Genomic DNA, 26,543 nt, shown 5'->3' with positions numbered 1-26,543 from the left:
TCATAAACACCGTCGGGATGGGTAAAATCCACCATCACCCCTTGCACTTTTTCCTGAGTTGCCAGGACTAAAACACTCTGCAAATCGTCGAGAATCGGCACTTCTAGGGGTTCACAACCGGCCACTTCCCCCACATCTTGACCTCGAAAAGCTGGATTTCGATCCACTGCACCCACTAAGATCATATCGTCGGCACGAGCAACGGCTTTAATGACTTCCCGTCCCATTTTGCCGGCTGCACCGTTGACAACTACGGGAATCGGGCCTCTATTTTCGGTCATAGTTAATTATTCTCCTTATATGTAGGGATTATGGACTGTTGGGGTGGAGGGGTATTTCAGGGACAAAGGAAAAAACCCCAACACCTAACCCCCTTTTGCCTAATCACTGAATCAATTATCCGTTTTCTCGCGCACAACGATCGAGGGGTAGTTATGAGAAAATCGTGATTATTTAGGGAGAATATGGGTTTTTAACCCTCCATGCCATGCTTAAACTGTCGTTTTCAGGGATTGGAAGAAGGGCAAAAATATCAGGCGTACAGTGTAAAAGCGAGAAGGTCTAGAGCATTCTACATTTTGCGCTGTTCCTACGTCAATGGTGCTTTGTCTGGGTGATATTTTGGCAAATGTGAGTGTATCCTTAACCATATTTTATCACCTCAAACTAATCAACTTATTATTTGGCGAGTTCTAGCAGTTGTAAAAATTAATTGCTCGCTGAATTTTGATGATAAGATAAATTTTTAGTGATCACTTTCCACGCCCACTTTAAGGGTTTTCTGTTTTCCAATGCTTTTACAGAAACGGCAACAGTATCCATACTATTTAACTGCAACAATTGATATCCTCGTGCGCTCAAGAGACTCCGAGCGGATATCCTATCGCTATCGGAAAGATGTTTATGCTCGTACAGGATTAAACTAGGCTGAAACCGATCAATATCTATCATTTTCAGTACCTCGTAATCGAATCCCTCCGTATCTATGTGGATTAAATCTACAGTGCGAACCGAGTTCCGGTTACATAATTCTTCAAACGTTATACATTCCACTTGAGTTTTCCGAATTCGTTGTTCTAGTTCTGGGATAAAATCAATATGCTTTAAGACATGAGATAAGGAAAATGAACCGATTTGATCGTACCAAACAGGCAAAGGGGAATCTGTCTCTTCAACATAGTAGAAGTCTTTAAACCCGTTTACCTCGGCAATCGCTACATTTTCCAACTTAAATCGACCATAATCACCATATTTGGAGCATAATCTTTTGAATACATAGTCAACGGGTTCTATCATAATTCCACACCAACGTTTATCTAGCAGAAAATAACGTAGGGGATCACCGTAGCTAGAATCGTTTGAACCTACTTGAACAAAGAAAATATGCGCTTGTGAAATGGATAAACTATACAGCAGTGTATCGAGCTTATCCTTAAAGATTTTGTAGCGAAGACTAGGTGATTTAAAAATGCTCCAGAACTTTGACTGTTTGTCCGATCTTTTGCCGACTAATCGAGAGATATAAGTTTTAAGTTTTGCAAGTATCATGGCTAAAAAATTATAACTTTTGCTAGAAAATATTAGAACTAACTGATTTGGTTTTGAAATAGGCTAGAGCCTTGTTAAAATATCGTTCTAATCTTTTTTTCCATGCCTCTTTCGGTCGCCATCCAGACCAATCCGTTCGATCTAAGTATTCAAAAAATTGCTTTTCTGTATCCCTTAACGGAGAGAATTTAAATTTCCAAGGTTTATCATCTGATGCAAAATGTATTAGATAAGGAGCTTCCATAACCTGATGATAAACTTCCTCGGAAAAATGACTTTCTTGCCAAGAAGAAAATTTATTAGGAAGTTGATTCCAGCGTGGATCCAGTTTCCCCCAACAGCCCGCCAAAATAGCGTTGAGACCGTCCTGATCCCAGTAACGGAGACGTCTCCCATTTTCCTCTAGATAATTAATAACTTTAAAAGACATATCGTCTTCTCGCCATTTTTTTAAATTAAGAATCATTACCCCAGAGTTAAAATATGGCGTATCTGGGCGTATTTGAAGTTCTTGATAAGTTTTTAAGCCATTTTTACTTGACACTAGAGGACATCCCATATCTTGCACCGCAAATAAATATTGATTATCAATATCAATTTTCCATAAATTGTTTAAATCTTCTTTCAAAATTAAATCACAATCTAGATAAATAACTTTCTCAATCGACGGGGGTAAGAGATAAGGAATTAATAAACGATAGTAAGCGGCAATAGTAACATGACCCCAAGTCGGAAGTTTTTCCACGATTGTAAAGAACGCTGCTTCTTGAGGCTTTAGCCAGTTAAGTACCACTTCGACTTCTAATTTTTGTAGTGACCGAATCACCTTTTTTTTATTAGCATTGGTAATTCCCCCATCAATAACATAAATAAAAGCTTTCCCCTCTTTCAGGTTCTCTGCCAAGGAGTAAAGCATTACGCCAAGAGGAATTGCGTAATTGTTGTCCGCAGCACAGACGACTGTGGGTGTTTTAGTATTTTGCATTATCAACTCTTCGTGTCTTACAAGTTTAAATTCCATAGAAACAAGGTCAAAGAATCGCTTCTCTATGAGACATCTCTAAAAATTATAACCCAATTACAGCTTGCTTTTATGCTCTGTCCTAATTTAAAATAGTTCAATGGCTGAAATGTATATCTATCTTGGCTAATTCAATTTCACCGAAAAAATATAGGACAATTAAAATCATTTCTATTTGGGTAAGTTTCTTAACTAGAAAGACTTTTAGCCTTTTGACGATGACGGCTCGCCTCCTCCGGATAACTGGTGTCGCAATGATGAGGGGAGCGGGATGAGCGAATCGGATTTGGCAAAAACTTCAGGGCGATCAGTGAGAACTACAAAAGGGCTATTATCAGTTATAGTACGAATATCCTCGGCGAGGGTAAGGGCATGATCTCGATATTTCTTCCCGACAGCTAGGGTGACGAAACGAATTTTCCTATCAATCAAACTCATAGGCTACTGTTGGTATTGTCTTGAACTGCCGCACACTCGGCGAGAATGCCCCCACACTGTACCATAGACCTATTGGTCTGTCAAGATTGAATTTACCCTTGGTCAACCCACTATTTACAATAAAGCCATTTCCCCCACCACTTCCAAGCGGGTATAACTGCCGATTTTGAGGAATTTTTCCGAGAGAGATTCGGCCACATTAGGAGTAATCCAGCCTAACTGTTTGAGAATTTGCAAAGCGGCGGCATATTTAGCCCGTTTGGAACCATCTAAAGCTTTTATTGCTAATCCTAAACCCTCACCGACGCGCCCGATACATTGAATACCTTCGGCCCCGGCTTTACTGACGATTTCCCCCTGACTAGCCCGCATTAATTCCGTATCAAAAGCCCCTTCTCCTGCTACCATGCGGGGATGATAGGTCATCGCCCGGACGATTCTTTCTAAGTCTAAACGGTTGCCAGAGGCTAACTGGGCGTAGAGATGGGCCATTTGCCCCAACTGCATTGAATAGGTGGGCGCGCCGCAGTCATCGTGGGCGCTGATTAATTCATCCCCCGGCATCCCCAATAATTCGGCAATTTTGCTTAAAATTAGCTTCTGTATCGGACTAGAGCGCCGCAGATAGCTATTTAACGGCCAGCTGCGCTGTTGACACACCGCTAACATCCCGGCGTGTTTACCAGAACAATTGTACTGGAGGCGACTGGGTTTACCTTCCGGGAGAGGACATTGCAGGGCATTAGGATCGATATCGGCGCGCCAGAGAATATTAAAGACTTGACGGGCGTGTTCCACTGTGCCTTGGTGAGAACTACAGATAATGGCTAGATCCTTATCGTTGAGATCGTAGCGTTCGAGGGTGGCGGTACTGATGACAGCCAGTGCTTGAAAAGGTTTCAGGGCCGAACGAATAAAGGCGCTAGTTTCGGCGCTGCCGGCGGTGGATAATACCCGGCCGCGGTCATCGCAAATAGCGGCCTCGACATTATGAACCGATTCAATAATACCTTCCCGGAGGAGATGAATTTCTAAGCGGTGGGTTGGTGAACGTTTTACCCTATTCATTCAGATTGGTGATTGGTTGCGGTTAGTGAGTGAAAAATAGCCAAAAAAGACCACTGATAGCGACAATTGCCCCTAGAATCAGGGCGGTTTTTTGTAAACGCTGGAGAATGGGCTGGATTTGATAGGAGACGATTAAACGATCGCGGGTTAAAATGGCGGCGGTTTTTGTCCAGATTTGGCCATCGTACCAACCCGACTCTTCATAAAATACTTTCTCCGATTGCAAGCGATCATAGACGTAGATCCAGCCCAGATACAAGCGCAATAACACCAATCCTACCAAAATTGTCGAGCCAAAAATCCCCGCACAGAGGAAGAGAAAAGGGGCCTTTTTGAGGGGAAAACTAGCGGCGGCAATCGGTCCGACAATTAACCATGTCCATAACCATAACCAGACAATTTTTTTTGTATAAGGGGCTACATCTAGCGTCGCCCAACGGAAAAACCAAGATTCTTTTAATTGTTCGTACTCGTTAACCGGTTGCTGTTCTTCCGGGACGGGACAGAAATCAAGGGAGGATTTCATGGATTCTACTCCTCCAAATGGTCGCTAGGTAGAGGAATCCGTTGAGCATGACCCCAAAATGCTTCTAAATTATAAAATTCTCGCTCTTTTGGTAAAAAGATATGGACAATGATATCGCCATAATCCATCAGTATCCAGCTACCTTCGCTTTTTCCTTCCACTTGTCGGGGAGACTGTTGCCATTCTAGTTCCATAGCGGCTTCGATCGCATCCTCGATCGCTCGCACTTGGGTGGTAGAATAGCCGGTAATAATCAGAAAATAATCGGTTAAATAACAGATATCGGCGACTTTCAGGATGGCGATGTCCCCTGCTTTCTTGTCTTCGGCAGCGGTAACAATTGTCTCTAGAAATTTTTCGGTCTTGAGATTTTCGGCGATGGGGGTAATAATTCCAGTGGGATTGGTCATTCAGGTTGTGGTTATCCTTTGGCTGAGGTGGTTTTAAGCGAGTCTTGAGATTATGTTAATCAATGGTTTTAGTTTCTGTTGGTTGTTCTTTAACAATTTGTAACGCCCAGTTGCGGGTTAGCACGGTGCGGGGATGAATGGGACAATGGCTACTTAAAAGATATTTTAGGGAATAATCGCAGGTTTGTTGAACGCTTTTATGGAGATTTTGATAGCTGAGTTGTCTTAGGGCGTTTAATTCGGGTGTATCGCCGCGATTGGGTTCCAAGGCATCGGCAATAAAGACTATACAGCTAAGATCGCTCATATTGGGTTTACCGAGGGTATGATTGCGAATCGCTTCGAGAATTTCCTCATCGGTAACGTTAAATTCTTTTTGGGCGACAACTGCACTCACATCGGCGTGGAGTAAGTGGGGATGGAATAAACAGATATTATCCACGTCTATTCCCGCCGATTCCGCCATTTTTAGCAGTTTTTTGGGCTTGAAAAATTTAGCCAGATCGTGTAGTAATCCCGCTTGCCCTGCTTGGACGGGATCGAGATCGTGATGACGAGCTAAATCAATACACATGGTCTCCACACCGAGAATATGTCGCAGACGGTGTTCGTTGACGTTTTCTTTTAACCAGTCGATAACTTGCTGTCGCATCTTTTTTTTGCCCTTGTGGAACCCCAAAACGATTGTAACAATTACTATACAATTTTGCCTATTGCTCCCGGGTTCGATCTTTACCAATCATCCTCGCAACTAGCTTCTAAAACTTCTTCTTGCTGCCAATCATCCTGAAAAGGTTGTACCACTTTACCGATCGCATCGGCCACAAAAGACTTAATAAATTCTTCCTTGCGACTGAGTTGAAATTGTCTTTGTACCACTTCCGTCATACCACCGTCACCCCAGTCTTGATCCTGACGGAAATATTCAATAAAACTTTTGCCGGCAATGCGGGTTAAATAGGCGGCACTGACCCCTTGAATTGCCTTACCGACTATATAGGTAGTAAAATTTAACTGTAGGATTCTGGCTAATAATTCTACTGCTCCTTTCACTACTCCCAAACTAACTAGAGTTTTGCCCAAAGATAGAGCCAATTCCTTGCCTCGATCGCTGTTAATTTCACAGCCATAAACTTGACCAATTTCCCTGACCATTTGAGCATTAACCGCCGCCGTTGCTAACAGATCGAACACTGGTAAGGGAGTCACAGCAATCACTCCCGCACCGATCCACTGATAGCGATCGATAATTTTATCAGCTTGGCGACGACGTTGGCGATCGATAATTTTCCTAGCTTCTTCTCCTAATCTTTGGGATTGTAAGAGGATATTATCTGCCACTAAATCCTCCCCTTCGGCCCGTAAAACTGAAGCCAAACGTTTAATTAAAGCTAAAATATCTGGTTCCGGTGTGATGATTTGTCCACCGGTTAACTGTACTGGTTGGGGATTAGCGGCGACGGCAATAATATCGGCTGAAAGGACCACTCCTTTTAGACGTTCTCGTAATTGTTTTAAAATAATGTCTCGATCTTCATCGCTATAGAGATCGATTTTATTAAAGACTAAGAGAGAACGTTTACCAATATCAATTAAACGCAATAAAGGGCCGTATTCCGATTGTCGAATATCGTTATCAATGACAAATAAAAGTAAATCTGCTTCCGTGGCTAATTGTCGCGCTAACTGTTCCCTTTGACCTCCGGCTGCACCAATTTCAAGAATGCCGGGGGTATCGGTAATTTGAATTTCCCGATTCACACCTTTCATTTTTAAACTATAGGTTTCCCCTTTTTCCGTGGTTCCCATGGTTGCCTCCACATTGCCCACCATTTGACCGATGAGGGCGTTAATTAGAGAGGTTTTTCCCGCCGAACCTGTGCCGAAAACGATGATTTTAACTTCTTTTCTGGCTAAACTTCGCTCAATTTCTTGGGAACGCTTAATAAAAACCTGTTGAGTTACTTTATCTTGAATTTGCTCTACTTGTTGCCGGATAGCTTTTAAGGTTTCCCCAGCGGCCTCGGTTTTTTCTACCGGTAATTTTAGGGGTGGACGGGAGGAAGAACGCAACCCGCGGCGACTTTTTTGCTGCTGGGGCAGCAGATAAAAGTAGTACAAAAGAACGTATATTAGCAAGCCCAGCAGTCCGATAATCAGCAAAAGCAGAATATTAGCTAAGATAGGAGCAGTAAAGGCGATCTGGATGTAAAGACGATAGATAGAGTTGACTAACCACAACATTAATCCGAAAATAAAGCTCAGACCAATGATTAAAGCGGCAAGACGGGGTAATTTCATCAGCTTTAACGGTAGGGGATTGCTTGATCTTGATCTTAGTTCTTTGCCGGCCGATTGTCGGGAACTAGAATAGACTATTATCTATGAAGTAGGGAGACACAATTATTTATAGGAGCAGTAGCGTAACATAATCGGGCGTTGGGTTTCATGCTTCAACCCAACCTACGTCCTCCACCTACCTACTCCCTATCTACCCACTTCATAATTCATAATTCATAATTCATAATTCATAATTCCCTCTCCCCACCTCCCCACTTCATAATTCATAATTCATAATTCCCGCTCCTTCGGACCAGAAAAGGGGTAAGATAATAAGTTTAGTGATAAGATGACCGAATTGTAAACGGGGACTTGATATGGCAGAAACCCTATTATTTAATGCTTTGCGACAGGCGATCGATGAGGAAATGGGCCGCGACCAGACAGTATTTGTTTTAGGTGAAGATGTGGGTCATTACGGCGGTTCCTACAAAGTTACCAAAGATCTCTACAAAAAATATGGCGATTTAAGGGTCTTAGATACTCCCATCGCTGAAAATAGTTTTACGGGCATGGCAGTGGGGGCAGCCATGACGGGATTACGTCCGATTATTGAAGGCATGAATATGGGTTTTCTTTTGCTTGCCTTTAACCAAATTGCCAACAATGCCGGGATGTTACGTTATACTTCCGGCGGTAATTTTAAAATCCCCATGGTTATCCGCGGTCCGGGGGGTGTGGGGAGACAATTAGGGGCGGAACATTCCCAACGTTTAGAGGCCTATTTTCACGCGGTACCCGGACTAAAAATTGTCGCTTGTTCCACTCCTTACAACGCCAAAGGTTTATTAAAATCGGCGATTAGAGATAATAACCCCGTGCTTTTCTTTGAACACGTTCTTCTCTATAATCTCAAGGAAAATTTACCTGATACCGAGTATCTTTTACCCCTCGATAAAGCCGAAATCGTTCGCAAGGGAGAAGATATAACTATTCTCACCTATTCGCGGATGCGTCATCACTGTTTACAGGCATTAAAACAGTTAGAAAAAGATGGCTATGATCCAGAAATTATCGATTTAATTTCCCTGAAACCCTTTGATATGGAGACGATCGCCGCTTCGATTCGCAAGACTCACAGGGTGATTATCGTGGAAGAATGTATGAAAACGGCAGGAATTGCTTCCGAGTTAATTGCTTTAATTAACGAGCAGTTATTCGATGAATTAGATGCCCCCGTGTTAAGATTATCTTCCCAAGATATCCCCACACCTTATAACGGTAATCTAGAAAGATTGACGATTATTCAACCTAATCAAATTGTCGAAGCTGTCCAAAAAATGGTCGGTGATCGCATTTAAAAAATTCTCCTTTTGATACTGAAGTTATGCAGAGACAAAATTGGTTATTGTTACTGATCATCGGCCTGGTTATTGCCTCGATCTTCGTCCTGATTAAGTTACCCCTACAATTAGGTTTAGACCTGCGCGGTGGTAGTCAATTAACCATTCAGGTTAAACCCACTGAAACCGTCACAACCATTCAACCTAATGATTTAAAAGCCGTACAAAATGTGATTGAAAACCGCGTTAATGCCCTGGGTGTTTCTGAATCATTAGTGCAGACTGTGGACAGTAAAAATCAGGTAATCGTGCAACTACCCGGGGTCACAAATCCCAAAGAAGCGGAGAGAAACTTAAATGTTCAGGCCCAATTAGAATTTCGTCAGCAAAAACAAGGTACAGAAGGAGAATTCCGGGCTGAATATTCAATTTTTCAACAAAAAAAAGCGGAATTAGCCGCCCTCAAAGCCGAGAATAAACCCGAAAATGCCGCTAAAATTGCCGAACTAGAACAATCTCTGCAAAAATCTAAAGAGGCAATTTTAAATTTATTTGAATCGGTGGACTTAACTGGAAAAAATCTGCAAAATGCCACTATTAGTTCCACCCAAGGCACTAACTGGGAAGTGGCCATTACTTTCGATTCGGAAGGGGGCAGTAAATTTGCCGAACTGACTAAAGCGATCGCAGGTACTGGTCGCAGTATTGGGATTTTCCTCGATAATGAATTAATTAGCGCCCCTGTGGTTGATGTGCAGTTTGCCCAAACGGGAATTACAGGAGGCCGGGCCGTGATTACCGGTAATTTTACCGCCGAAACTGCCAACGATCTAGCGATTCAATTGCGCGGTGGTTCTCTACCTTTCCCCGTTAAAGTGGAAGAAATTCGCACTGTCGGGGCAACTTTAGGCCAGGATAGTATCCGTCGCAGTATCTACGCTGGTTTAGTGGGTTTACTGTTAGTTTTAATCTTCATGGCGGTTTATTACCGTTTACCCGGTATTATTGCCGATATTTCCCTGATTATCTATACTATTCTCTCTCTGGGGGCTTTTGCCTTAGTGGGAGTCACCATGACGTTACCCGGTATTGCTGGATTTATCCTCAGTATCGGCATGGCAGTTGATGCAAATGTACTAATTTTTGAGCGTACCCGGGAGGAATTAAGGGCCGGAAAATCCCTATTTCGGGCAGTAGAGTCGGGATTTTATCGGGCTTTTTCCAGTATTCTTGATAGTAATGTCACTACTTTAATCGCCTGTGCTGCCTTATTTTGGTTGGGTTCGGGATTAGTCAAAGGTTTTGCTTTAACTTTAGCGATTGGGGTAGCTGTGAGTATGTTTACCGCTTTAACCTGTAGTCGCACTCTCCTGTTAATCACTGTGTTAAGTGTCCCCAGCATTCGCCAAAAACCCCAACTTTTCTGCCCTAATTTACCGGTAAATCAGTAGGGTGGGTTAGGCGACGACAAGTTATGCTGTTAACCAATAATTTCATATTCGCCGTAACCCACCGATTGCCACTCCCTACTCCCCCAAATGGCTCTTCTCGACTTTGTGTGATAATTTTTGCTTATGGAATCGTGAAATGCTTACTGGGCAAGACTTTTACGACTATTTTGCGGATATTCTATCAGTATAGACCTCGTTTCCACACAGAAACCAGAAGAGCCCCCAAATTCCTTTTTCCTTTTTACTTTTTTACTTAATCAATATGGCATTTAGCGTTACAAAACAGCGTAATTTTTGGTGGACAGTCTCGGCCCTGCTGACGATTGGTAGTATTTTGGCCATGGTAATTTCTTGGTTCACTATTCAAGCGCCTTTGCGACCGAGTTTAGATTTTGTTGGTGGCACGAGAATTCAGATAGAATTAGCCTGTGCCAAAAAGAATAACTGTGAGAAACCCTTAACTACTGCCGAAGTGCAAGCAATTTTAGACGAGGAGGGATTGGGTAACAGTAGTGTGCAGGTGTTGGATAAATATACTTTATCGGTGCGGACGAAAACCCTCGTAGAAGAACAGAGAACGAAATTACTCGACACCTTAAACCAGAAAATTGGCACCTTTGACCCCGAAACCAGTCAAATCGATACCGTCGGGCCGACCATTGGTCAAGAATTATTTAGGTCGGGGTTTTTAGCTTTATTAGTGTCATTTTTTGGCATTGCCGTCTATCTAAGCTTTCGTTTTCAACGGGATTACGCTTTTTTTGCCATTGTCGCCCTCTTTCATGACGTTCTAATTACCGTGGGCGTATTTGCGGTTTTAGGCTTAATTGCGGGGGTAGAAGTGGATAGTTTATTTTTGGTTTCCCTCTTGACAATTGTGGGCTTTTCTGTTAACGACACAGTGGTAATTTATGATCGCGTGCGAGAAAATTTTGTCAATACCCCCGAATTATCCGTGGATGAAATTGTCGATAATGCGGTCAGTCAAACCCTAAGTCGTTCAATTAATACCACCCTGACCACTTTATTGCCTCTGGTGGCGATTTTTCTCTTTGGTGGCAGCACCTTAAAATATTTTGCCCTAGCTTTAATTATTGGCTTCGTAGCCGGGGCCTATTCGAGTATTTTTATCGCTAGTACCCTACTAGCTTGGTGGCGCGGTCGTTCCCATCGAACTAAGATAGTGCAAGCTTAAAAATAGCTTTTAGTTGTCAGCTAAATTTTTTGGCCAATTTCGTCAAATATCGGTTTTAATATATTTGCCTCGTTCTTCAACCTCGGACTTTAAATGATCAGCTTTCCTTCGTCAAGCTTTCCAGTTGATGCACTTCATTTTTTATTGGCATTTCGCTTTTCCCAGTGACGATATTGATTAACTAATCTAGCCCTGTTGATATGTGGATATAGTATCATAAAAATCAACAAAAAACTTGTCAAAGCTAATGCTAATAGGACATAAGGATTAAACCATCCAACCACTGAACCAGCACCAATAGCAATACCTAATCCTATCGTTAACAGGATAAAGATGTAGCCTTTGTCAATTTGCTTATTCTTGAATTTTGATTCTGTTGAATAAAGCAATATACTTGTAATTGAAGCGATAATAGTACCTTTGGCGAATCCTATAGCTCCTTCGTTAAAATTAGACGCTGCTACAATCATAACTAAAGTATAAAGTTCTCCTAGTAATCCTCCTATAAATGGAAATATACCTACCTCCAGAAAAAGCCAGCCGAATGTTAGTAATACAAGAATTGTTACATGACGATAACCCACAAGCAAGTAAACCCAAAAAAGAATTTCTTGGTTACTGATGGAAACCATAGAAGACACAATAACAACGATAATAAAAGAAATATAAGTTAACCAAAAGACAAAATACGATAGAAATGGCAAGAAAAATAATTTTGATTTCCAAGTTTTAAATAATGGCAAGAAGGCTCCAATACTACCTGATGTAAAAGCAATAGCATGAATGTTAATTACATCTATGTCAGATTTGAATGGAATCAATAATTCTTCAGATGTAATAGTTTTCAGAATGTCATTCGCAAGTGGAACTTTTACACAAAATACAAACCAAAGTAACACTGAAGCTAAAAGTAAATAAGGAGGATGTTTTACTTTTTCAATAGGTAGAGAAGCCGTGTTAATAATAACCTTTAATTTTTTAGATTTTTGGTCAGCATTACTGCTTAAAATAAGCTCATGTTCATATATTTTGTCTGCCATCAAATGGCTAGTATCAACAGTGACAATAAATTCATGATGATTTCCTGTAAAAGCATGAGGTGTAATTGTAATCCAAGAATGACTATTTCTTGAAGAAACGTCATTTTTATGAGATACAATTGACCACTCTCCTTGTAAAATAGTGTTAGGAATATCATTAATTACTGTAATGGATGACGTAATATTCTCATTTATTTCGTTGGCGGTTAACTCTAATTTTGATGCACTAAGCTGGACTATTGGAGAGCGAATTAAGTAGAGTGGTTTCAATGCTTCTAATGCTTCTTGAGCATTTTGAAAGCGTTTTTTCACGTTTCGCTCTACCATTTTTTCTAGCCAGCTAATAAACTGTAAACTCAATTTGGGAACGAGATGTTTAAAGCGAATTTTGCAGTCATTATATTGATCTTGTAATTCACTAATTTTATCAGACGTTATGCCCGTTACTAAGCAAATTAAAGTTAAGCCTAATCCATATAAATCAGAGGCTTTTGTTAATCTTTTTCTTAAAAATTGCTCCGGTGCTATAAAAATGGGCGTACCTGCAAAAATACTGCTATTATTTACCTCTCTATTGCCTATCTTTGCCAAGCCAAAATCAATCAAATAAACTTTTAATTGATCATCTAGCAAAATATTATCTGGTTTAATATCTCGATGATAAATTGGTTCAGGGTATCCTGTTTTGTCCTGTAAATAAATTAATATATTTAACAATTGTATAGCTATTTTTTTGATTTGTTCTGGATTATAACTACGAGGATTAGATAGGGGTTGAGCATTTTTAAATTCTTGGACTAAACACAATCCATTGCCTGAGTCAAAATGATCGAGATAACGAGGAATTTGTGGATGATTTAATTGTTTTAAAACATCAATCTCTCGTTCAATTGCTTTATATGCTGTCCAATTTGCGTTGGAGTTACAAAATCTAAACTGTTTGATAACAACGGGAGTCTGAGTTCTAGTCATTATAGCTTGGTAAGTGATTCTTCCTCCTAAACTATTTATTCCTAACTCTCTGACAACTTGATAGCCATAGTCCTGAAAATTCGGCAAGTTGGTATGATAATAGTTGTTTTCCATAGCTTGATGACCTCTTGGTTATTGGTGTTAAGTTTAGTACATATTGTTGCTGTATTTAGTGATTATTCGAGTATAATAAATAGGCGGAAATAGCAATAGTATTAACAAAGGAATACCAGTCATTAGCAAAGTTGTTAGAATATAAACATTATGCCAACCAATTTGTGAGCCAATACCTGAAGCAATAGCAAATCCAATTGTTAGATATAAATATATAGCGGTAAGCGCTTGAGTGAGATACAGACCAAGCTTTGCCTAGCATGGTTTATAGCTCGTGACACTGTACCTCATACGACTGCACACCGCTATAGAAGAATTACTATTTTGTTGGTGTAACCTTTTTTTGCAAAGCTGAGATTAACCATTGGAAGTAAGAAAAATTTTGATATTTTTGATATTAAAGGTGACAAATGAAAGGATAGAAAAAACATAAAAGCAGGAAATGAAAATCCCAACAATATTACAATTATAAGAAATATAAGAAAATCATAACCATAGTTAAGAATCAACCCTGGTGCGGGTTTACAATACTCATCAATTGGCTTAAAAAAGTCAATCATAGGCTCAGACAATATAAAATAGCTGGAACAACCGACTATCCCACTTATCACCCCACTTGCCCATATATTATCTTCTTTATGGCTGTCATTAGAATTTTGATTAGTATTTTTGTCGGTTTTTTTATACGAAGAAATAGCCATATATATACAGGCTATAAAACCAAGAATTTTTTGAAGAACTAAAACTTCTGGAGATGTATAACAAACAGTATCAAATACTAACAAATAAGGCAAGAATAATACTATTATAGTTCCCAATGTTCCTGCTATCCACATTATTAAACTGAGACTAATTACCACCAGACAATAATCCATGCCAAGAACGGCTAATGCTGCTAAAATTGTAATGCTCAACTGAAGGATAAGATTGTCCTGTATCCAAACAAATTTAGAGCCAATTGTAAAAATGAGATAGATTCCAGCTAAAAGTAAATAGGGAGGTAATATAGGCTTTGGCAGCGGGGCAGTTTTAATACTAATATTAAATGGTGTGTTATTTTGACGAGCATTGCTTTTAAAAATAATTTCACGCTGATAAACCTTATTAGCGGTTAACTTACCGGTATCTATCTCAAAAGTACATGAGGTTTGATTCCCCTTAAATCTTTTACTTTTAGGATAAAAAATAGTTAACCAATCATGACGGCGAGATTCTTTTTGCTGATAAGATAAAATAGATCCTTCTAAAACTGTCTCAGGAATTGGATTATTCAATTCAATGGTTTGAATTATTTTTTCTCCTAAACGCTTAGCTTCACAGGTAAAACTACTTCTACTCAAATGAAGTTCAGGAATCCGAATTAACTCCAAGGGAAGAAGCGCATTTAAAGCTTCTTGTGCGTTAGGAAATCTTTGATCTGGGTTAAGTCTTACAAGCTTATCTAGCCACTCAATAAAAGAGAAAGCTAGATGAAAGACACGAGTTTTAAAATCTATCTGAAGGTTATAATCTACTATATCCACAAAATCTTTAGATTGAATCTTGCACAACAGACAAATTAAGGTAGCACCTAATCCATATAAATCCGTTGCTTCGGTGAGAGGAAGATTATTTACTTGTTCAGGAGACATAAAACCAGGAGTTCCTAAAGCAATACTGCTTAATGCCGTTGCCTCTCCTTCTCCAATTTTGGCAAATCCAAAATCAATTAAATAGACATTTAAGTTATCGTCAACTAGGATATTTTCGGGCTTAATATCTCGATGAATAATCGGAGGAAGTAAACTCTGAAGATAGACAAGAATCTCTAAAAGTTGAATAGCAACACTTTTAATCTCTTGTGGTGTAAAATCATTATTTTCTGATAGAGTTTGTGCATCAATAAATTCTTGGACGATACAAAAACTAGCAAATTCAGTCTTGAAGTCATCTAAATAACTAGGAATTTTCGGATGATGGAAACTCCGCAAAGTTTGAATCTCCCTCTCAATTTGTCTCTCTCCATCAAGAGTGCTACTTCCTCCTACCCACTGAAATTGCTTAATCACCACAATTTGCCGAGTATTAATACTTAATGCTTTGTATGATACTCTGCCAGCAGAAGGGTTGCGACCAAGTTGCTCAATCACTTGGTAGCCATGCGCGGTAAAGTCAGGATACTGCGGTTCAGACATAAGGTGAATAATAACTCTACTTTAAGAACTTTAGCTCAATCATAACTAATAGATCAGTGGATTTATGACACTTGCCCCTAAGTACAGTTGGCTAAAACCCCGCGCACTTGTCGAGAATGCCTCTACTTTCTCAGGAGAAATTCTGTCTAAGCAAGTAATCTCGGTGAACCAAGAATCCCCAAGACTTTAGGCTGGGGAGTGTTAAAAAATTGTTATGGCTAGGGGATCTTTAAGATTGCTTCGAGGGCTTTGGTGATACAATGAGCCGTTAACTAGCTATCTCTCGGTGGCATGGAGAGCCAAATTGTCAGGAGGTCGAAGCGTGAAAACTCGGTTGCGTTGGTTTTGGGTGGCTTTAGGGGCATTTCTTGCCATTATTGGCGAGGAATTCTTGAGAAAGCTGCTGGCACTCTCTCTCTGTGGCGTTTTTCTGTTGAGTTACTGTCTGCCTGATGCTAAATATAGCGCTTCTGTCGTGGCTCAAACTCCACAACCGGCTATTATAGCGGTGTGCAGTCGTATGAGGTACAGTGTCACGAGCTATAAACCATGCTAGGCAAAGCTTGGTCTGTATCTCACTCAAGCGCTTACCGCTATAGGCAATCTCAAACAGAGCAGAAAATTGATAATTATTTTAGCCCCATTCAACCAGATGGTACACCCAAATTAGGGATCGATCGCTGGTGGGCAACCGCAGGAGTAGATAAGGAAATTACAGTTAATTGGACGGTAGAAGTCGAGAAAGAAGGTAGTTATTATATCGATTTAAAAAATTTAACTCTTTCTGGTAAAAAATGGCAATTAAGCGATTTAGTTACAATAAATATTGTTAATCGAGATGATAATACTGAGAAGACAGTTAAATTGCCTAGAGGTTTCGCAGAAAATATTCCTGTGGGAGAGCTTACCCAAGGGATTTATACCTTTAAAATTAATAAAATTATCGTACCCAAAATACCTATAGTAGAAGAGATTAAATTTGAAATAGGTTTAGTTGTTGGTGATACAACTAGGGATTTCGGCTTAGATAAACAACCGACAAATCAAATCAATTCCTTATTTGTGGCAGACTATCCTGAAACAAATTCTCAATATTTGCTCAAGATTCAGGAGAAAGGTCAAAAAATATTTAAAACCAAAGTTCCTGTTTCTAAAAGCCAATTAATTAACTATTTTACTCCTATTTTGAATTTTGAGCCAGAGGAAGAATATCAAGTTCCTTTTGATGTTAATAAAAATACTTGGAAAGCCGAAACTAAAGCCACTATTAAGGATAGAGGAAATGCAGATGATTACTTAGATCTTAGTCAATTTAAAACCGATATCAAAGGTGCTTACAGTCGAAGTAAAAAAACTCCTGCTAAAATTTATGCCTCAATCGTTGAAAATGATAATTTAGAAATAGATAACAAAAAAACAGGAATTAAAGAATTAGCAATTAACTATTATTTTCACTATCCCCATAGCAATTGGTACGATCACGAAGGATTTAATAATCATGAAGGAGATTGGGAAGGAATAACGGTCTTTTTACAGAAGGATCGGGATGGATACTACTATCCTTGTCGAGTTGCTTTTGGCGAACACATTTTCTTGGTGAGTGAGTTTATTTCCGAAGGAGGAGAAATTTTTGAATGGACAGAATTAGTTAAGGATAACAATATTCTATTTTCAACTAACTTAGGTAGCCGCAATGATATTCTTGCTCAACCTAATGTTTTTGTCGGTTTGGGTGGTCATGCGAGTTATCCTAAGTCGGACATTAGTGAATTAAGTATCTGTACTAAATTTACGATTCCCACATCTATTGATCCTCGTTGTGAAGAAAAACATCGAGGGGGGAAGATATACAACCTCCATGATAATTTATCTTTAATTTCATCTTCCGACCCTAAATCAAGAGAAGTAGTGGAATATTTACCCCGTGTCGGAGTTGAGAAAATTGAAGACTTAGGTGATAAAAGTTGGTTGCTGTATCCAGGTACATGGGGAAATCCCAAAAATTGTACTACGAAATTACTGCTAGATATAGGTTGTCCTAGCGCACCTCGTGGTCCTGTATTTTTGGATTTAAAGAAAATTAGTGGAGTTAGTGGAATTTCTCAACCTATTTCTAAAATAGCGGGAATAACCTGGGAAAGTTTTGGATTAGGAGAACGTTGGTTAAACCCTTGGAAATGGTCAGAAACTTTTGCTGGCGCTGATAAAATTAAAGAAGGTTGTCCACCACCCCAAGAAGAACCGAAACCAGAACCCACCCCCGATATTCCCCGTAAACCGGACGGAAATACAGGCGTTATTTATGGAGACCCTCATATTGTCACCTTTGATGGCTTACGCAATAGCTTCCAAGCGGTAGGCGAGTTTATTCTGGCGAAATCTGAACGAGGAGATTTTGAAGTACAAGGTCGTTTTAAGGGGGTGGGAGATAATGCTTCTTTACCCTCAGCAGTAGCTATCAAAGCGGGTGGTGAACGAATTGGAATTTATCAAGGAAAGCTCAAAATTAATGCTCGAAATGTTAATGAGGCTAGTTTGCCAATTGTTCTTGAAGGTGGTGCAAGGGTAGATAAAAATGGGGGTGAATATAGAATCATCGCCCCCACCGGAGAGTGGGTAGAAGTGTCGGGAAGTTCGGTCTTAACGATTAAGGTGACAGTCCCCAAGTCTCGCCTCTCAAAAATGTATGGTTTGTTGGGAAATTACAATAATAGTCCTAATGATGATTTGAAAACTCGCCAAGGAAAGGTTGTCGGTATTAATCCTAATTACGATCAACTGTATAAGGAGTATGGCAATAGTTGGCGTATTCCTCAGCAAGAGTCTTTATTTGCTTATGAAGTCGGGGAAACTACAGCAACTTTTACGAATTTGAATTTTCCGAAAAAGGTGTTGACCTTAGCGGATTTTACGACGCAACAGAAACAGGAAGCGGAACGGGTTTGTCGTAGCGCGGGGGTGACTGCTTCTGCTATGTTGGAATCCTGTATGTTTGATGTGTTGGTGACAGGCGATCGATCTTTTGCTAATATTTCTGCTTATGTTCAATCGGAGGTTAAGGTGACAGCAAATGTTACACCAACAACAAAGCCAACAGTTCCTGAAAGCCAGTCAGGTATTTCCTTAATCTCGAAGACATCAGGAGTGAATTATACCCGTCTGCGCGACCTTCTAGCAGCAGGGAAATGGGAAGAAGCAAATGGAGAAACTATTAAAGTCGTGAGTAGGGTACTTTGGGGAAAGTGGGAGGATATTCCCTGTGAAGATTTACGAACTATTAACCAACTCTGGCTGAACTACAGTAACGGTAAGTTTGGCTTCAGTGTCCAGAAAGAAATCTATGAGAGTCTCGGTGGCACGAGAGACTATAATGAGGAAGTGGTGGAAAAGTTAGGCGATCGCGTCGGCTGGAGAAAAGGAGGAAGTTGGCTGTATAACTACTCTGATATAACCTTTAATTTGGAGTTAGCACCCAAAGCTCACCTCCCAAGGTTTCGGAATTCGGGTGACTGGGGGGAAGTAAGTCAAAGGAGTTTATTAGAAGCGATTTTACGCGCAAAGACTTGTGAGTTGTAACATATAACAAATTCAGGCAATTTGTCAAGCTCAATTTTGAGAAAATCTAGAAAAGTTATGGCGATTAAACCACTAACCCTAATATATTATTTGGTCATCCCAACCTTGCTGTCTGTATTGAACAGAACAGAAGTATTGGCTTATGCTTATCCTAAAAATAATTTTATTACCATTGCTCAATTAGTTGCTGGTGATGGTAGTTTGCAGATAAGATGGCTTCGTTCTCAGCAAGAAAGCTGTACTACAGGAAAGCCTCACGGTTCTTACTCGTTTAAGAAAGGGATTAGTGGTTTTCTTTATCCAACTCAATCAGACTGTAAATCTCCGGGTAGTGATTGGGGTGAGTATAGGTTTATTGATACGAATGGTTCCAAGAGATGTATTGGCTCAATGAAGATTTTTTTTGGTATTGGACGAAAAGCCGATACTATTTGGAGGGCGACAAGTGCTGTTCCTAAATATAGTTGCGATAGAGTAGGAAAAAGTTTTAAATATGAATTATATTATAAACCATAATTTTCTATTAAATTAGCTATTTAGGTTAATGTTTCATTTTAATTAAGTTTTCTCAGAGGACAAAACCATGAAACGACTTAACTCCCAAAATCTGTTAATTGCTTCCTTATTAGGATTGTCAACGCTTTTTGCTGGTTCCTATCCTTTGGTTAAAGCACAATCAGAACCAAAACTAGGCTGTCAAGCTACTGTCAATAAAGTCCTCCAAGAAATTCGCTCTAAAGGGGTTAGAAGAGTTGAATTTAGTGTTTCTAAGGGAACGGCAAATCAATACCGTACTGGAAATCCAACAAACAGAACTGATGTATTAGATATTGTTTTAATCGATGATGTAGGTACTACTACCAGTAATGGAATTGCCATCAGTAATATTTTCGCATCACCAAAGCTTTTAAATAATTGGGCTGACCAAATTGTTAAAAACTGTGGCAATACAGCTATAGTAAGTTTTTGGATATCGCAATCAGATATAAGTATAAATTATTATATTCAACAAGATGGTACAACTATAAAAGAAAAATGCTCTCAACTAGACAATACCTCGGAACCCATTACTTGGGGATATGGTACCATACCGCATTGCCTCACATCGGAAAACACAAAATAATCAAGTAGATTTCAAGCTATGTAGCGTGGGTTGAGGAACGAAACCCAACACAACCAACGGTTACTTTTTTAACGTCAACTCAAATACTCAACTGCTAACAAAAATGTTTCATTTTAATTAAGTTTTCTCAGAGGACAAAACCATGAAACGACTTAACTACCAAAATCTCTTAATCGCTTCCTTATTAGGATTGTCAACGCTTTTTGCTGGTTCCTATCCTTTGGTTAAAGCACAATCAGTAAAAAATATCCCTTTTGAAGTTTGCTTTAATTCTGATACTTTTGTTCGTCCAAGTCCAAGAGAATATATCAAAGATAAATATGTTAATTATAGGGGTTATAGAAATATCTCAGATGTGATCAATTCCCCCAACTGGAAAGCTAACATTCTTCGTTATGACTCGTATTATGGTGTAAGTGGATTAACTGATATAGAAATCTATTCAGGCGTTTATTATGCAAGAGTGCGTGATAAAAACTTTGCTACAGGACTAGACAAATGTTCGAGTAAATTCGCTGAAACTAATTCAAGTTCAGCACAAACTCAAGTCAGATTGTTTAGCTACAAATTAAAACAGATCAAGTGGGCAAACAATAAATATATTTTTGTAGTAGAATCTCGTAATTCAGGATTACAAATTCTTCATTATAGAAAAACACGGCAGGATTTAGCATCAGGTAAAACTACTCCCATTGAAGTTATAGATACAAAAGGTCGCTTATTAGGTAGGTGTGAATATGATTGTCAACTTAAAAAATAATTCGAGATAGTGAAAGCACTTAAACGTCAATTCAACTGCCAACAAAAATGTTTCATTTTAATTAAGTTTTCTCAGAGGACAAAACCATGAAACTACCTAACTCCCAAAATCTTTTAATTGCTTCCTTATTAGGATTGTCAACGTTTTTTGATGGTTCCTATCCTTTGGTTAAAGCACAATCAGAACCAAAACTAGGCTGTCAAGCTACTGTCAATAAAGTCCTCCAAGAAATTCGCTCTAAAGGGGTTAGAAGGACTTGGTTTAAGCTTTATAAGGGAACGGCAAATCAGTATCATACTGGCAATCCTACCAATAGAACTGATCAATTAGAGATTTCTTTAAGTAGCTACAGCCCTAGCTCTGATAAACCTGATCAACGAAGTTCTCATATACAAGAAAGTATTTTAGGCTCCTCAGTTTTAATGAAAAGTTGGGCAGACAGAATTGTTGCTAATTGCAATAATACGGCTGTAGTTATTTTTCCTATTGAACAGTCAGATATAACTGTTGAATATGCTATTCAGCTTGATGGAAAAACGAGAGAAAGACAAGTTGATCAACGTTATTTTAAACCAAATTCTGCACCTTGGAATTTTTATAGTTTACCTTAGCTAGTAGGTTTGGTTAAAGTAACTGTAAGATAGCCATAACTTAGAATATAAGTTCAGAAACCCAACACAACCAACAGTTACTTTTTTAACGTCAACTCAACTACTCAACTACCAACAAAAATGTTTCATTTTAATTAAGTTTTCTCAGAGGACAAAACCATGAAACGACTTAACTCCCAAAATCTGTTAATTGCTTCCTTATTAGGATTGTCAACGCTTTTTGCTGGTTCCTATCTTTCGGTTAAAGCACAATCAGCACAAGATATCCCTATTGATATTTGCTTAACTTCAGAAAGCTGGAATCGGCCTAATGCAAAAGATCAAATAGCAACGCTTAGAAGCATACCCAATAGACATGAACCATCTTTAACATACCAAGAATGGACTAGCGATTTAATATTATTTCGAGAATATTACGGATTAAGTGCTTCTGTTGGTATTCAGGTAAGGGCTGGATTATTTACACCTCCAAGGTCATTACCACAGAAGGATTTAACTAGAATGAATGAATGTGTCGATAAATGGGCACAAGTTGGAGGAGCAAATCCAAACAATAATCCACTTATTGAATTTTGGTTATTTAAGCATAGGATGAAAAGTATTAAATGGACAGGACGGGAGTACATTATCACTGTAGAACCTAAAAATAGTGGGTTTCAGCTTGGATATTTTAAAAAACAATCTCCTGACATATTTGCCGTTAAAGTCATTAATACTAAAGGGCAACTTTTAGCTAAGTGTGAATCTTGTTGTAAATTTTCTAAGCCCAAATAATTGTCTTTTATTCAAGTAATATTAATTTTATGAGGTCAAAATTATGATACAATTCCGCACTAACAAAATCATCACTACCACTTTGTTAGGGTTAGGATTACTAACTATCTTCCTTAGTTTAAATCGATTTGTCGAAGCACAGTCAGCGCAAGATGTTCCTATTGATATTTGCTTAACTGTAGAAAGTTGGAACCGACCTAGTGCAAATCAACACTTAGCTACCCTTAAGAAACGTCCTGATCGATATAGACCTCAATCTGGTAATTGGAATGTATATTTAACCGATGAACATTGGACTAGCGATTTAATAATTTTTTCTGATTATTATGGATTAAGTGGATTAGGATGGGTAAACGCACGTACAGGAGCATGGTATCTTCCTATTGAAGCTCATGAACGCAAGGGTAATTGTACTGAAAAATGGGCTAATATTGGATCTGCTAGTGAGGCTGAAAACCCCAAGAGTGAATTTTGGCTATTTAAACATCGAATGAAAAAAATCCAATGGACGGGTAAAGAATATATCATTACCGTAGAACCTAAAGGGAGAGGCTTTCAACTTGGATACTTTGATAAACAATCTAAAAACATATACTCCTATAAAGTGATTAATACGAAAGGTCAAGTTTTGGCAAGATGCGATGGAGATACTGGATCTTGTAAGTTTTCTAGACCAAAATAAAACTTGTTTAAGGGAGAGAGCATCATGATTAATTTCTTAAAGATTAAATCAAAATTCACTGGAGTGTTAGTATTAATGAACATTTGCCTCAGTCCAGTTCAATCCGTACAAGCACAATCAGAACCAAAACTAGGTTGTCAAGCTACTGTTGATAAAGTCCTTCAAGAAATTCGTTCTAAAGGGGTTAGAAGGACTTGGTTTAAGCTTTATGAGGAAAGAGCCAATGAAAATAACACGGGTAATCCAACTAACAGAACAGACGAATTAGAAATAATTTTAAGTGCTTGGGATTTCACTAAAAAACCTACTGTTGATTCTCGAAGTCAATCCATTATTAATAATATCATGAGTTCTAAAAGTTTATTGAAAAGTTGGGCAGATATAATTGTTGCTAATTGTGGCAATACAGCGATAGTTGGTTTTGGTAATGATCAATCAGATTGGGGTGAAGATTACTACATTCAATCTGATGGAACGACAAAATTAAATAAATGTGTTCCTGGTGGGACACCCGGACTATTACCTTGGGGGGTTTCAATCTGCCTATGAAAATCGGCTCTCCCGACATTATGGGGTAAAATGTTAGTGTATGTTACATTCTGGGTGCAGGTTCCTTGCGCCCCTACAGTAGGGCAAATTCGTTTTCTGTCGCGCCGTATGGTATACGCCCTATCTTAGATAACCTTTTCTTATCACCACAAGTACGGGAGAGCCAGAAATTCTGCTATAATTTTCAGCAAACCCATATAAATGTAACCCATGTTATTCGATTGGGACGAGGAGAAAGCCAAAAGGAACTTGGCCAAACATGGTGTTTCTTTCGATGAAGCTAAATCCGTGTTCTATGATCCCTTATTTTTAACCTTTGCCGATCCAGAACACTCTCTTGGGGAGCGACGTTTTATTATAATGGGAGAATCAGCCAAAGGACGATTGCTAGTTGTTTCTTATACTGACCGCACGGAAACCACACGCTTAATTAGTGCCCGTTTAGCTACCACCCAAGAACGTAAAGCTTATGAATCAGACCTGTGATCTAGATGATGATTTACGCCCCGAATATGACTTTACTAAACTTCCAGTCATAGCAAGAGGTCAAGGGCGAAAAAGAACTACTTTAACCGTCGAAATAGACCCCGACGTTGCTACTATTTTTCCTGATTCAGCAGCCGTTAATGAAGGATTACGTTTGTTATTACGCCTAATTCAAAATAGTTAACCTCAAGTAATTGAACAGTCTTTAACTATCTCAAAAACATCATAATCGCGGTATTCAAATAAGTGAGGCTGACTCACCAGACTTGATAAATTGAGAGAGGTTACATTCTGGGCGCAGGTTCCTTGCGCCCCTACAGTTCCTAGCCATGTAGGTTTGATTAAGGCACAAAACCCAACACAACCAACGGTTACTTTTTTAACGTCAACTCAAATACTCAACTGCTAACAAAAATGTTTCAATTTAATTAAGTTTTCTCAGAGGACAAAACCATGAAACGACTTAACTCCCAAAATCTCTTAATTGCTTCCTTATTAGGATTGTCAACGCTTTTTGCTGGTTCCTATCCTTCGGTTAAAGCACAATCAGAACCAAAGCTAGGCTGTCAAGCTACTGTCAATAAAGTCCTTGAAGAAATTCGCTCAAAGGGAGTTAGAAGGGTTAAGTTTAGTATTTATAAAGGAACAGCTAATAGTTATAGAACGGGAAATCCAACGAATAGAACTGATGTATTGAATATTGCATTAAGTTCAGTGGATTGGAGTGTGACCACTAGATCTGACCCAAAAATAGAGAGCATAATTATTAATATTATGGAATCTAAAATTTTAATGAAAAGTTGGACGGATAAAATTGTTGCTAATTGTAGCAATACCGCTATAGTTTCTTTTGGTGTATATCCATCAGATTGGGGTGAAGATTACTACATTCAATCTGATGGAACGACAAAATTAAATAAGTGTGTTCCTGCTGGGACACCCGGACTATTACCTTGAAGGGTTTCAATCTGCCTATGAAAATATAGCGGTATTCAGTAAGTTTTAGCATATAATAAGTCTAGGCGTGTAGCTTTAGCTAAGGTACGAAACCCAACAATTACTGCCTATTGAAATTAACGTCTAGTTTCGCATGACCAAGATCCTCATCATACTTGATATAATGAGATTACAGACTGTTTTTATTCAACTAAGAGACATGAAATCCATGATAACAATACCTATCACCCTAGAACAACTCATTTCTGTCATTCAACAATTACAGCCCAGTGAGCGGACAAAAATAGCCAATCTTTCTTAGAATATTTAACAGAATAAATCTGATCGCCTATTTGATAATGATCATGCGATCGCTGATAGGTTATACTAAATCCGGTTATTAAAAACTGATTATTTATTCCCCTTGCCTTTTGCCTCTTGCCTTTTGCCTCTCCTCATAACTAGCCTGTACTCAACGGATTTAGTATTAGATATATTAACAGAGTATTGACAACAAAACAAAACTTGATTATGGACATTACTATTCACTTTGGTAAACGATATAAGCATGGAGCAAAATTGGCAATCGGGGAATCCATTACCAATGGCAAAACAAGCTGAGATCGATCCTCGTAAATTCACTGAATACTCTATGAATCCATTCAATACTAACAATCAAGGAAAATGGCAAGCATTTATGATTCTTGGATATAATATAGAAAGTTCTCAAGGTCGTCAAATAGCGGCTCAGTCAATTATCAATCAAATCAGACTACACTTAGAAAATAATCCAGCTACCTTAGATGAACCTAGTGAATATGGAATTCGATTTACGGTTACAATACCCATAATAGGGATTAATTACCTTCAAGGAACATTAGTCACAAAATGGCAAATTGACAAAAACAAACAAATTCCTAGATTAATAACAAACTGGCTGAAAATTAATCAAAACAATGGGTAAATACCATGAAAGCAAAACTGTATGATGGAATTGTAACATTAGTAGATATTAGTGCTGATTTTGGTGAGCGTCTTATTCCCAAAGGAACAGAAGGTAGTATTATTGAATGCTATGAAAATCCTGAAGGTTACGCCGTTGATTTAGGGATTCCTGATGATAGTTCAGTAACGGGTTATAATTATGAAAATGTTATTCTCTATCCCGAACAATTTATCGTCATCAATCCCATTAGCCAAACGGCTGCCGTCTAGATTCTGGGGTTGATCATTGTGCATAATTCATATAGTGTCGATCGGTAACATTATAGTAGGTTAGCGTATAGGTTGGGTTGAGGAACGAAACCCAACACAACCAACAGTTACTTTTTTGGTTCTTCGGTTTGTGTTATGCAATGGACGGGAGTTATAAGGGGTGAAACCCTTATATAGAAAGACATTGCTTCGATTTTTGCCAATTGTTTTCAATCTAGAACGAGCTAATCAATTAAGTCTCTTGCCAGATA

26 protein-coding genes and 1 pseudogene are annotated in these 26,543 nt (G+C 38.9%); 17 read left to right on the top strand and 10 right to left on the bottom strand.

Annotated elements, in window-relative coordinates; all coding sequences use genetic code 11:
* From IM477_RS15170 to IM477_RS15135, 8 genes and pseudogenes are all read right to left on the bottom strand, one after another.
* Window positions 1-281: pseudogene (locus IM477_RS15170) on the bottom strand (4-hydroxy-tetrahydrodipicolinate reductase); the annotation flags it as partial.
* A gap of 427 nt (window positions 282-708) precedes the next feature.
* Complete coding sequence (locus IM477_RS15165) at window positions 709-1,548, bottom strand: FkbM family methyltransferase (protein ID WP_002800821.1); 840 nt, start codon at window positions 1,546-1,548, stop codon at window positions 709-711.
* Between the two features lie 22 nt (window positions 1,549-1,570).
* Window positions 1,571-2,533: a glycosyltransferase family 8 protein gene (locus IM477_RS15160; protein WP_157404738.1), complete on the bottom strand. Its 963-nt coding sequence runs from the start codon at window positions 2,531-2,533 to the stop codon at window positions 1,571-1,573.
* Window positions 2,534-3,121: 588 nt separating this feature from the next.
* Entirely contained in the window at window positions 3,122-4,075 is a 954-nt protein-coding gene (locus tag IM477_RS15155) for an asparaginase (RefSeq protein WP_147071380.1), read from the bottom strand.
* Between the two features lie 22 nt (window positions 4,076-4,097).
* Complete coding sequence (locus IM477_RS15150) at window positions 4,098-4,601, bottom strand: CGLD27 family protein (RefSeq protein ID WP_287728467.1); 504 nt, start codon at window positions 4,599-4,601, stop codon at window positions 4,098-4,100.
* A 5-nt stretch (window positions 4,602-4,606) separates the two neighbouring features.
* Window positions 4,607-5,011 carry a ribosome silencing factor gene (gene rsfS / locus IM477_RS15145; protein ID WP_002752120.1) on the bottom strand — a complete coding sequence of 135 codons (405 nt, stop codon included), beginning with the start codon at window positions 5,009-5,011 and terminating at the stop codon, window positions 4,607-4,609.
* Window positions 5,012-5,066: 55 nt separating this feature from the next.
* The gene (gene yqeK / locus IM477_RS15140; protein WP_287732404.1) at window positions 5,067-5,663 is read right to left on the bottom strand and encodes a bis(5'-nucleosyl)-tetraphosphatase (symmetrical) YqeK; all 597 of its coding nucleotides are present in this window, start codon (window positions 5,661-5,663) and stop codon (window positions 5,067-5,069) included.
* An 80-nt stretch (window positions 5,664-5,743) separates the two neighbouring features.
* Entirely contained in the window at window positions 5,744-7,312 is a 1,569-nt protein-coding gene (locus tag IM477_RS15135) for a YcjF family protein (RefSeq protein WP_287732403.1), read from the bottom strand.
* Window positions 7,313-7,668: 356 nt separating this feature from the next.
* Here IM477_RS15135 and IM477_RS15130 point away from each other — a divergent pair, with 356 nt between their 5' ends.
* From IM477_RS15130 to secF, 3 genes are all read left to right on the top strand, one after another.
* On the top strand, window positions 7,669-8,652 hold the full coding sequence (locus tag IM477_RS15130) for an alpha-ketoacid dehydrogenase subunit beta (protein ID WP_002752113.1): 984 nt from the start codon (window positions 7,669-7,671) through the stop codon (window positions 8,650-8,652).
* Between the two features lie 26 nt (window positions 8,653-8,678).
* Window positions 8,679-10,085, top strand: coding sequence for a protein translocase subunit SecD (secD, locus tag IM477_RS15125; RefSeq protein ID WP_287732402.1), 1,407 nt, complete (start codon window positions 8,679-8,681; stop codon window positions 10,083-10,085).
* Window positions 10,086-10,347: 262 nt separating this feature from the next.
* Window positions 10,348-11,280 (top strand): protein translocase subunit SecF, encoded by a 933-nt coding sequence (gene secF / locus IM477_RS15120; protein ID WP_287732401.1) that lies wholly within the window; start codon window positions 10,348-10,350, stop codon window positions 11,278-11,280.
* 134 nt (window positions 11,281-11,414) lie between these two features.
* Here the strand turns inward: secF and IM477_RS15115 are convergent, their stop codons facing one another.
* Window positions 11,415-13,406, bottom strand: a complete 1,992-nt coding sequence (locus IM477_RS15115; protein WP_287732400.1) for a serine/threonine protein kinase — start codon at window positions 13,404-13,406, stop codon at window positions 11,415-11,417.
* A 305-nt stretch (window positions 13,407-13,711) separates the two neighbouring features.
* Window positions 13,712-15,580, bottom strand: coding sequence for a serine/threonine protein kinase (locus IM477_RS15110; RefSeq protein WP_287732399.1), 1,869 nt, complete (start codon window positions 15,578-15,580; stop codon window positions 13,712-13,714).
* Between the two features lie 322 nt (window positions 15,581-15,902).
* On the opposite strand from IM477_RS15110, the gene IM477_RS15105 reads away from it, so the two are divergent.
* The 14 genes from IM477_RS15105 (at window position 15,903) to IM477_RS15040 (ending at window position 26,292) form a co-directional block, all read left to right on the top strand.
* Window positions 15,903-16,136, top strand: a complete 234-nt coding sequence (locus IM477_RS15105) for a hypothetical protein (protein ID WP_287732398.1) — start codon at window positions 15,903-15,905, stop codon at window positions 16,134-16,136.
* The gene (locus IM477_RS15100; RefSeq protein ID WP_287732397.1) at window positions 16,130-19,156 is read left to right on the top strand and encodes a GUN4 domain-containing protein; all 3,027 of its coding nucleotides are present in this window, start codon (window positions 16,130-16,132) and stop codon (window positions 19,154-19,156) included. Before IM477_RS15105 ends, IM477_RS15100 begins: the two co-directional genes overlap by 7 nt.
* A 57-nt stretch (window positions 19,157-19,213) precedes the next feature.
* Window positions 19,214-19,672: a hypothetical protein gene (locus tag IM477_RS15095; protein WP_287732396.1), complete on the top strand. Its 459-nt coding sequence runs from the start codon at window positions 19,214-19,216 to the stop codon at window positions 19,670-19,672.
* 67 nt (window positions 19,673-19,739) lie between these two features.
* On the top strand, window positions 19,740-20,279 hold the full coding sequence (locus IM477_RS15090; RefSeq protein ID WP_287732395.1) for a hypothetical protein: 540 nt from the start codon (window positions 19,740-19,742) through the stop codon (window positions 20,277-20,279).
* Between the two features lie 142 nt (window positions 20,280-20,421).
* Window positions 20,422-21,039, top strand: a complete 618-nt coding sequence (locus IM477_RS15085) for a hypothetical protein (protein WP_287732394.1) — start codon at window positions 20,422-20,424, stop codon at window positions 21,037-21,039.
* Between the two features lie 86 nt (window positions 21,040-21,125).
* A complete protein-coding gene (locus IM477_RS15080) occupies window positions 21,126-21,650 on the top strand; it encodes a hypothetical protein (RefSeq protein WP_287732393.1) in 525 nt (174 codons plus the stop codon).
* Between the two features lie 159 nt (window positions 21,651-21,809).
* Window positions 21,810-22,424 (top strand): hypothetical protein, encoded by a 615-nt coding sequence (locus tag IM477_RS15075; RefSeq protein WP_287732392.1) that lies wholly within the window; start codon window positions 21,810-21,812, stop codon window positions 22,422-22,424.
* Window positions 22,425-22,467: 43 nt separating this feature from the next.
* Window positions 22,468-23,106 carry a hypothetical protein gene (locus IM477_RS15070; protein WP_287732391.1) on the top strand — a complete coding sequence of 213 codons (639 nt, stop codon included), beginning with the start codon at window positions 22,468-22,470 and terminating at the stop codon, window positions 23,104-23,106.
* Window positions 23,107-23,130: 24 nt separating this feature from the next.
* Window positions 23,131-23,655, top strand: coding sequence for a hypothetical protein (locus IM477_RS15065; protein WP_287732390.1), 525 nt, complete (start codon window positions 23,131-23,133; stop codon window positions 23,653-23,655).
* Between the two features lie 210 nt (window positions 23,656-23,865).
* Window positions 23,866-24,141, top strand: coding sequence for a BrnT family toxin (locus IM477_RS15060; protein ID WP_002800717.1), 276 nt, complete (start codon window positions 23,866-23,868; stop codon window positions 24,139-24,141).
* Window positions 24,125-24,325: a hypothetical protein gene (locus tag IM477_RS15055; RefSeq protein WP_002800716.1), complete on the top strand. Its 201-nt coding sequence runs from the start codon at window positions 24,125-24,127 to the stop codon at window positions 24,323-24,325. The genes IM477_RS15060 and IM477_RS15055 overlap by 17 nt, the downstream gene beginning before the upstream one ends.
* Window positions 24,326-24,594: 269 nt before the next feature.
* The gene (locus IM477_RS15050; protein ID WP_287732389.1) at window positions 24,595-25,098 is read left to right on the top strand and encodes a hypothetical protein; all 504 of its coding nucleotides are present in this window, start codon (window positions 24,595-24,597) and stop codon (window positions 25,096-25,098) included.
* A gap of 547 nt (window positions 25,099-25,645) precedes the next feature.
* Window positions 25,646-26,041 (top strand): DUF6883 domain-containing protein, encoded by a 396-nt coding sequence (locus IM477_RS15045; RefSeq protein WP_002800711.1) that lies wholly within the window; start codon window positions 25,646-25,648, stop codon window positions 26,039-26,041.
* A gap of 5 nt (window positions 26,042-26,046) precedes the next feature.
* Window positions 26,047-26,292: a hypothetical protein gene (locus IM477_RS15040; RefSeq protein WP_002800710.1), complete on the top strand. Its 246-nt coding sequence runs from the start codon at window positions 26,047-26,049 to the stop codon at window positions 26,290-26,292.
* Window positions 26,293-26,543: the final 251 nt, after the last annotated feature.

The organism is Microcystis sp. M090S1 (genome assembly GCF_020246295.1).
Taxonomy (GTDB): domain Bacteria; phylum Cyanobacteriota; class Cyanobacteriia; order Cyanobacteriales; family Microcystaceae; genus Microcystis; species Microcystis aeruginosa.
This window is presented reverse-complemented; position numbering and strand designations above follow the sequence as displayed.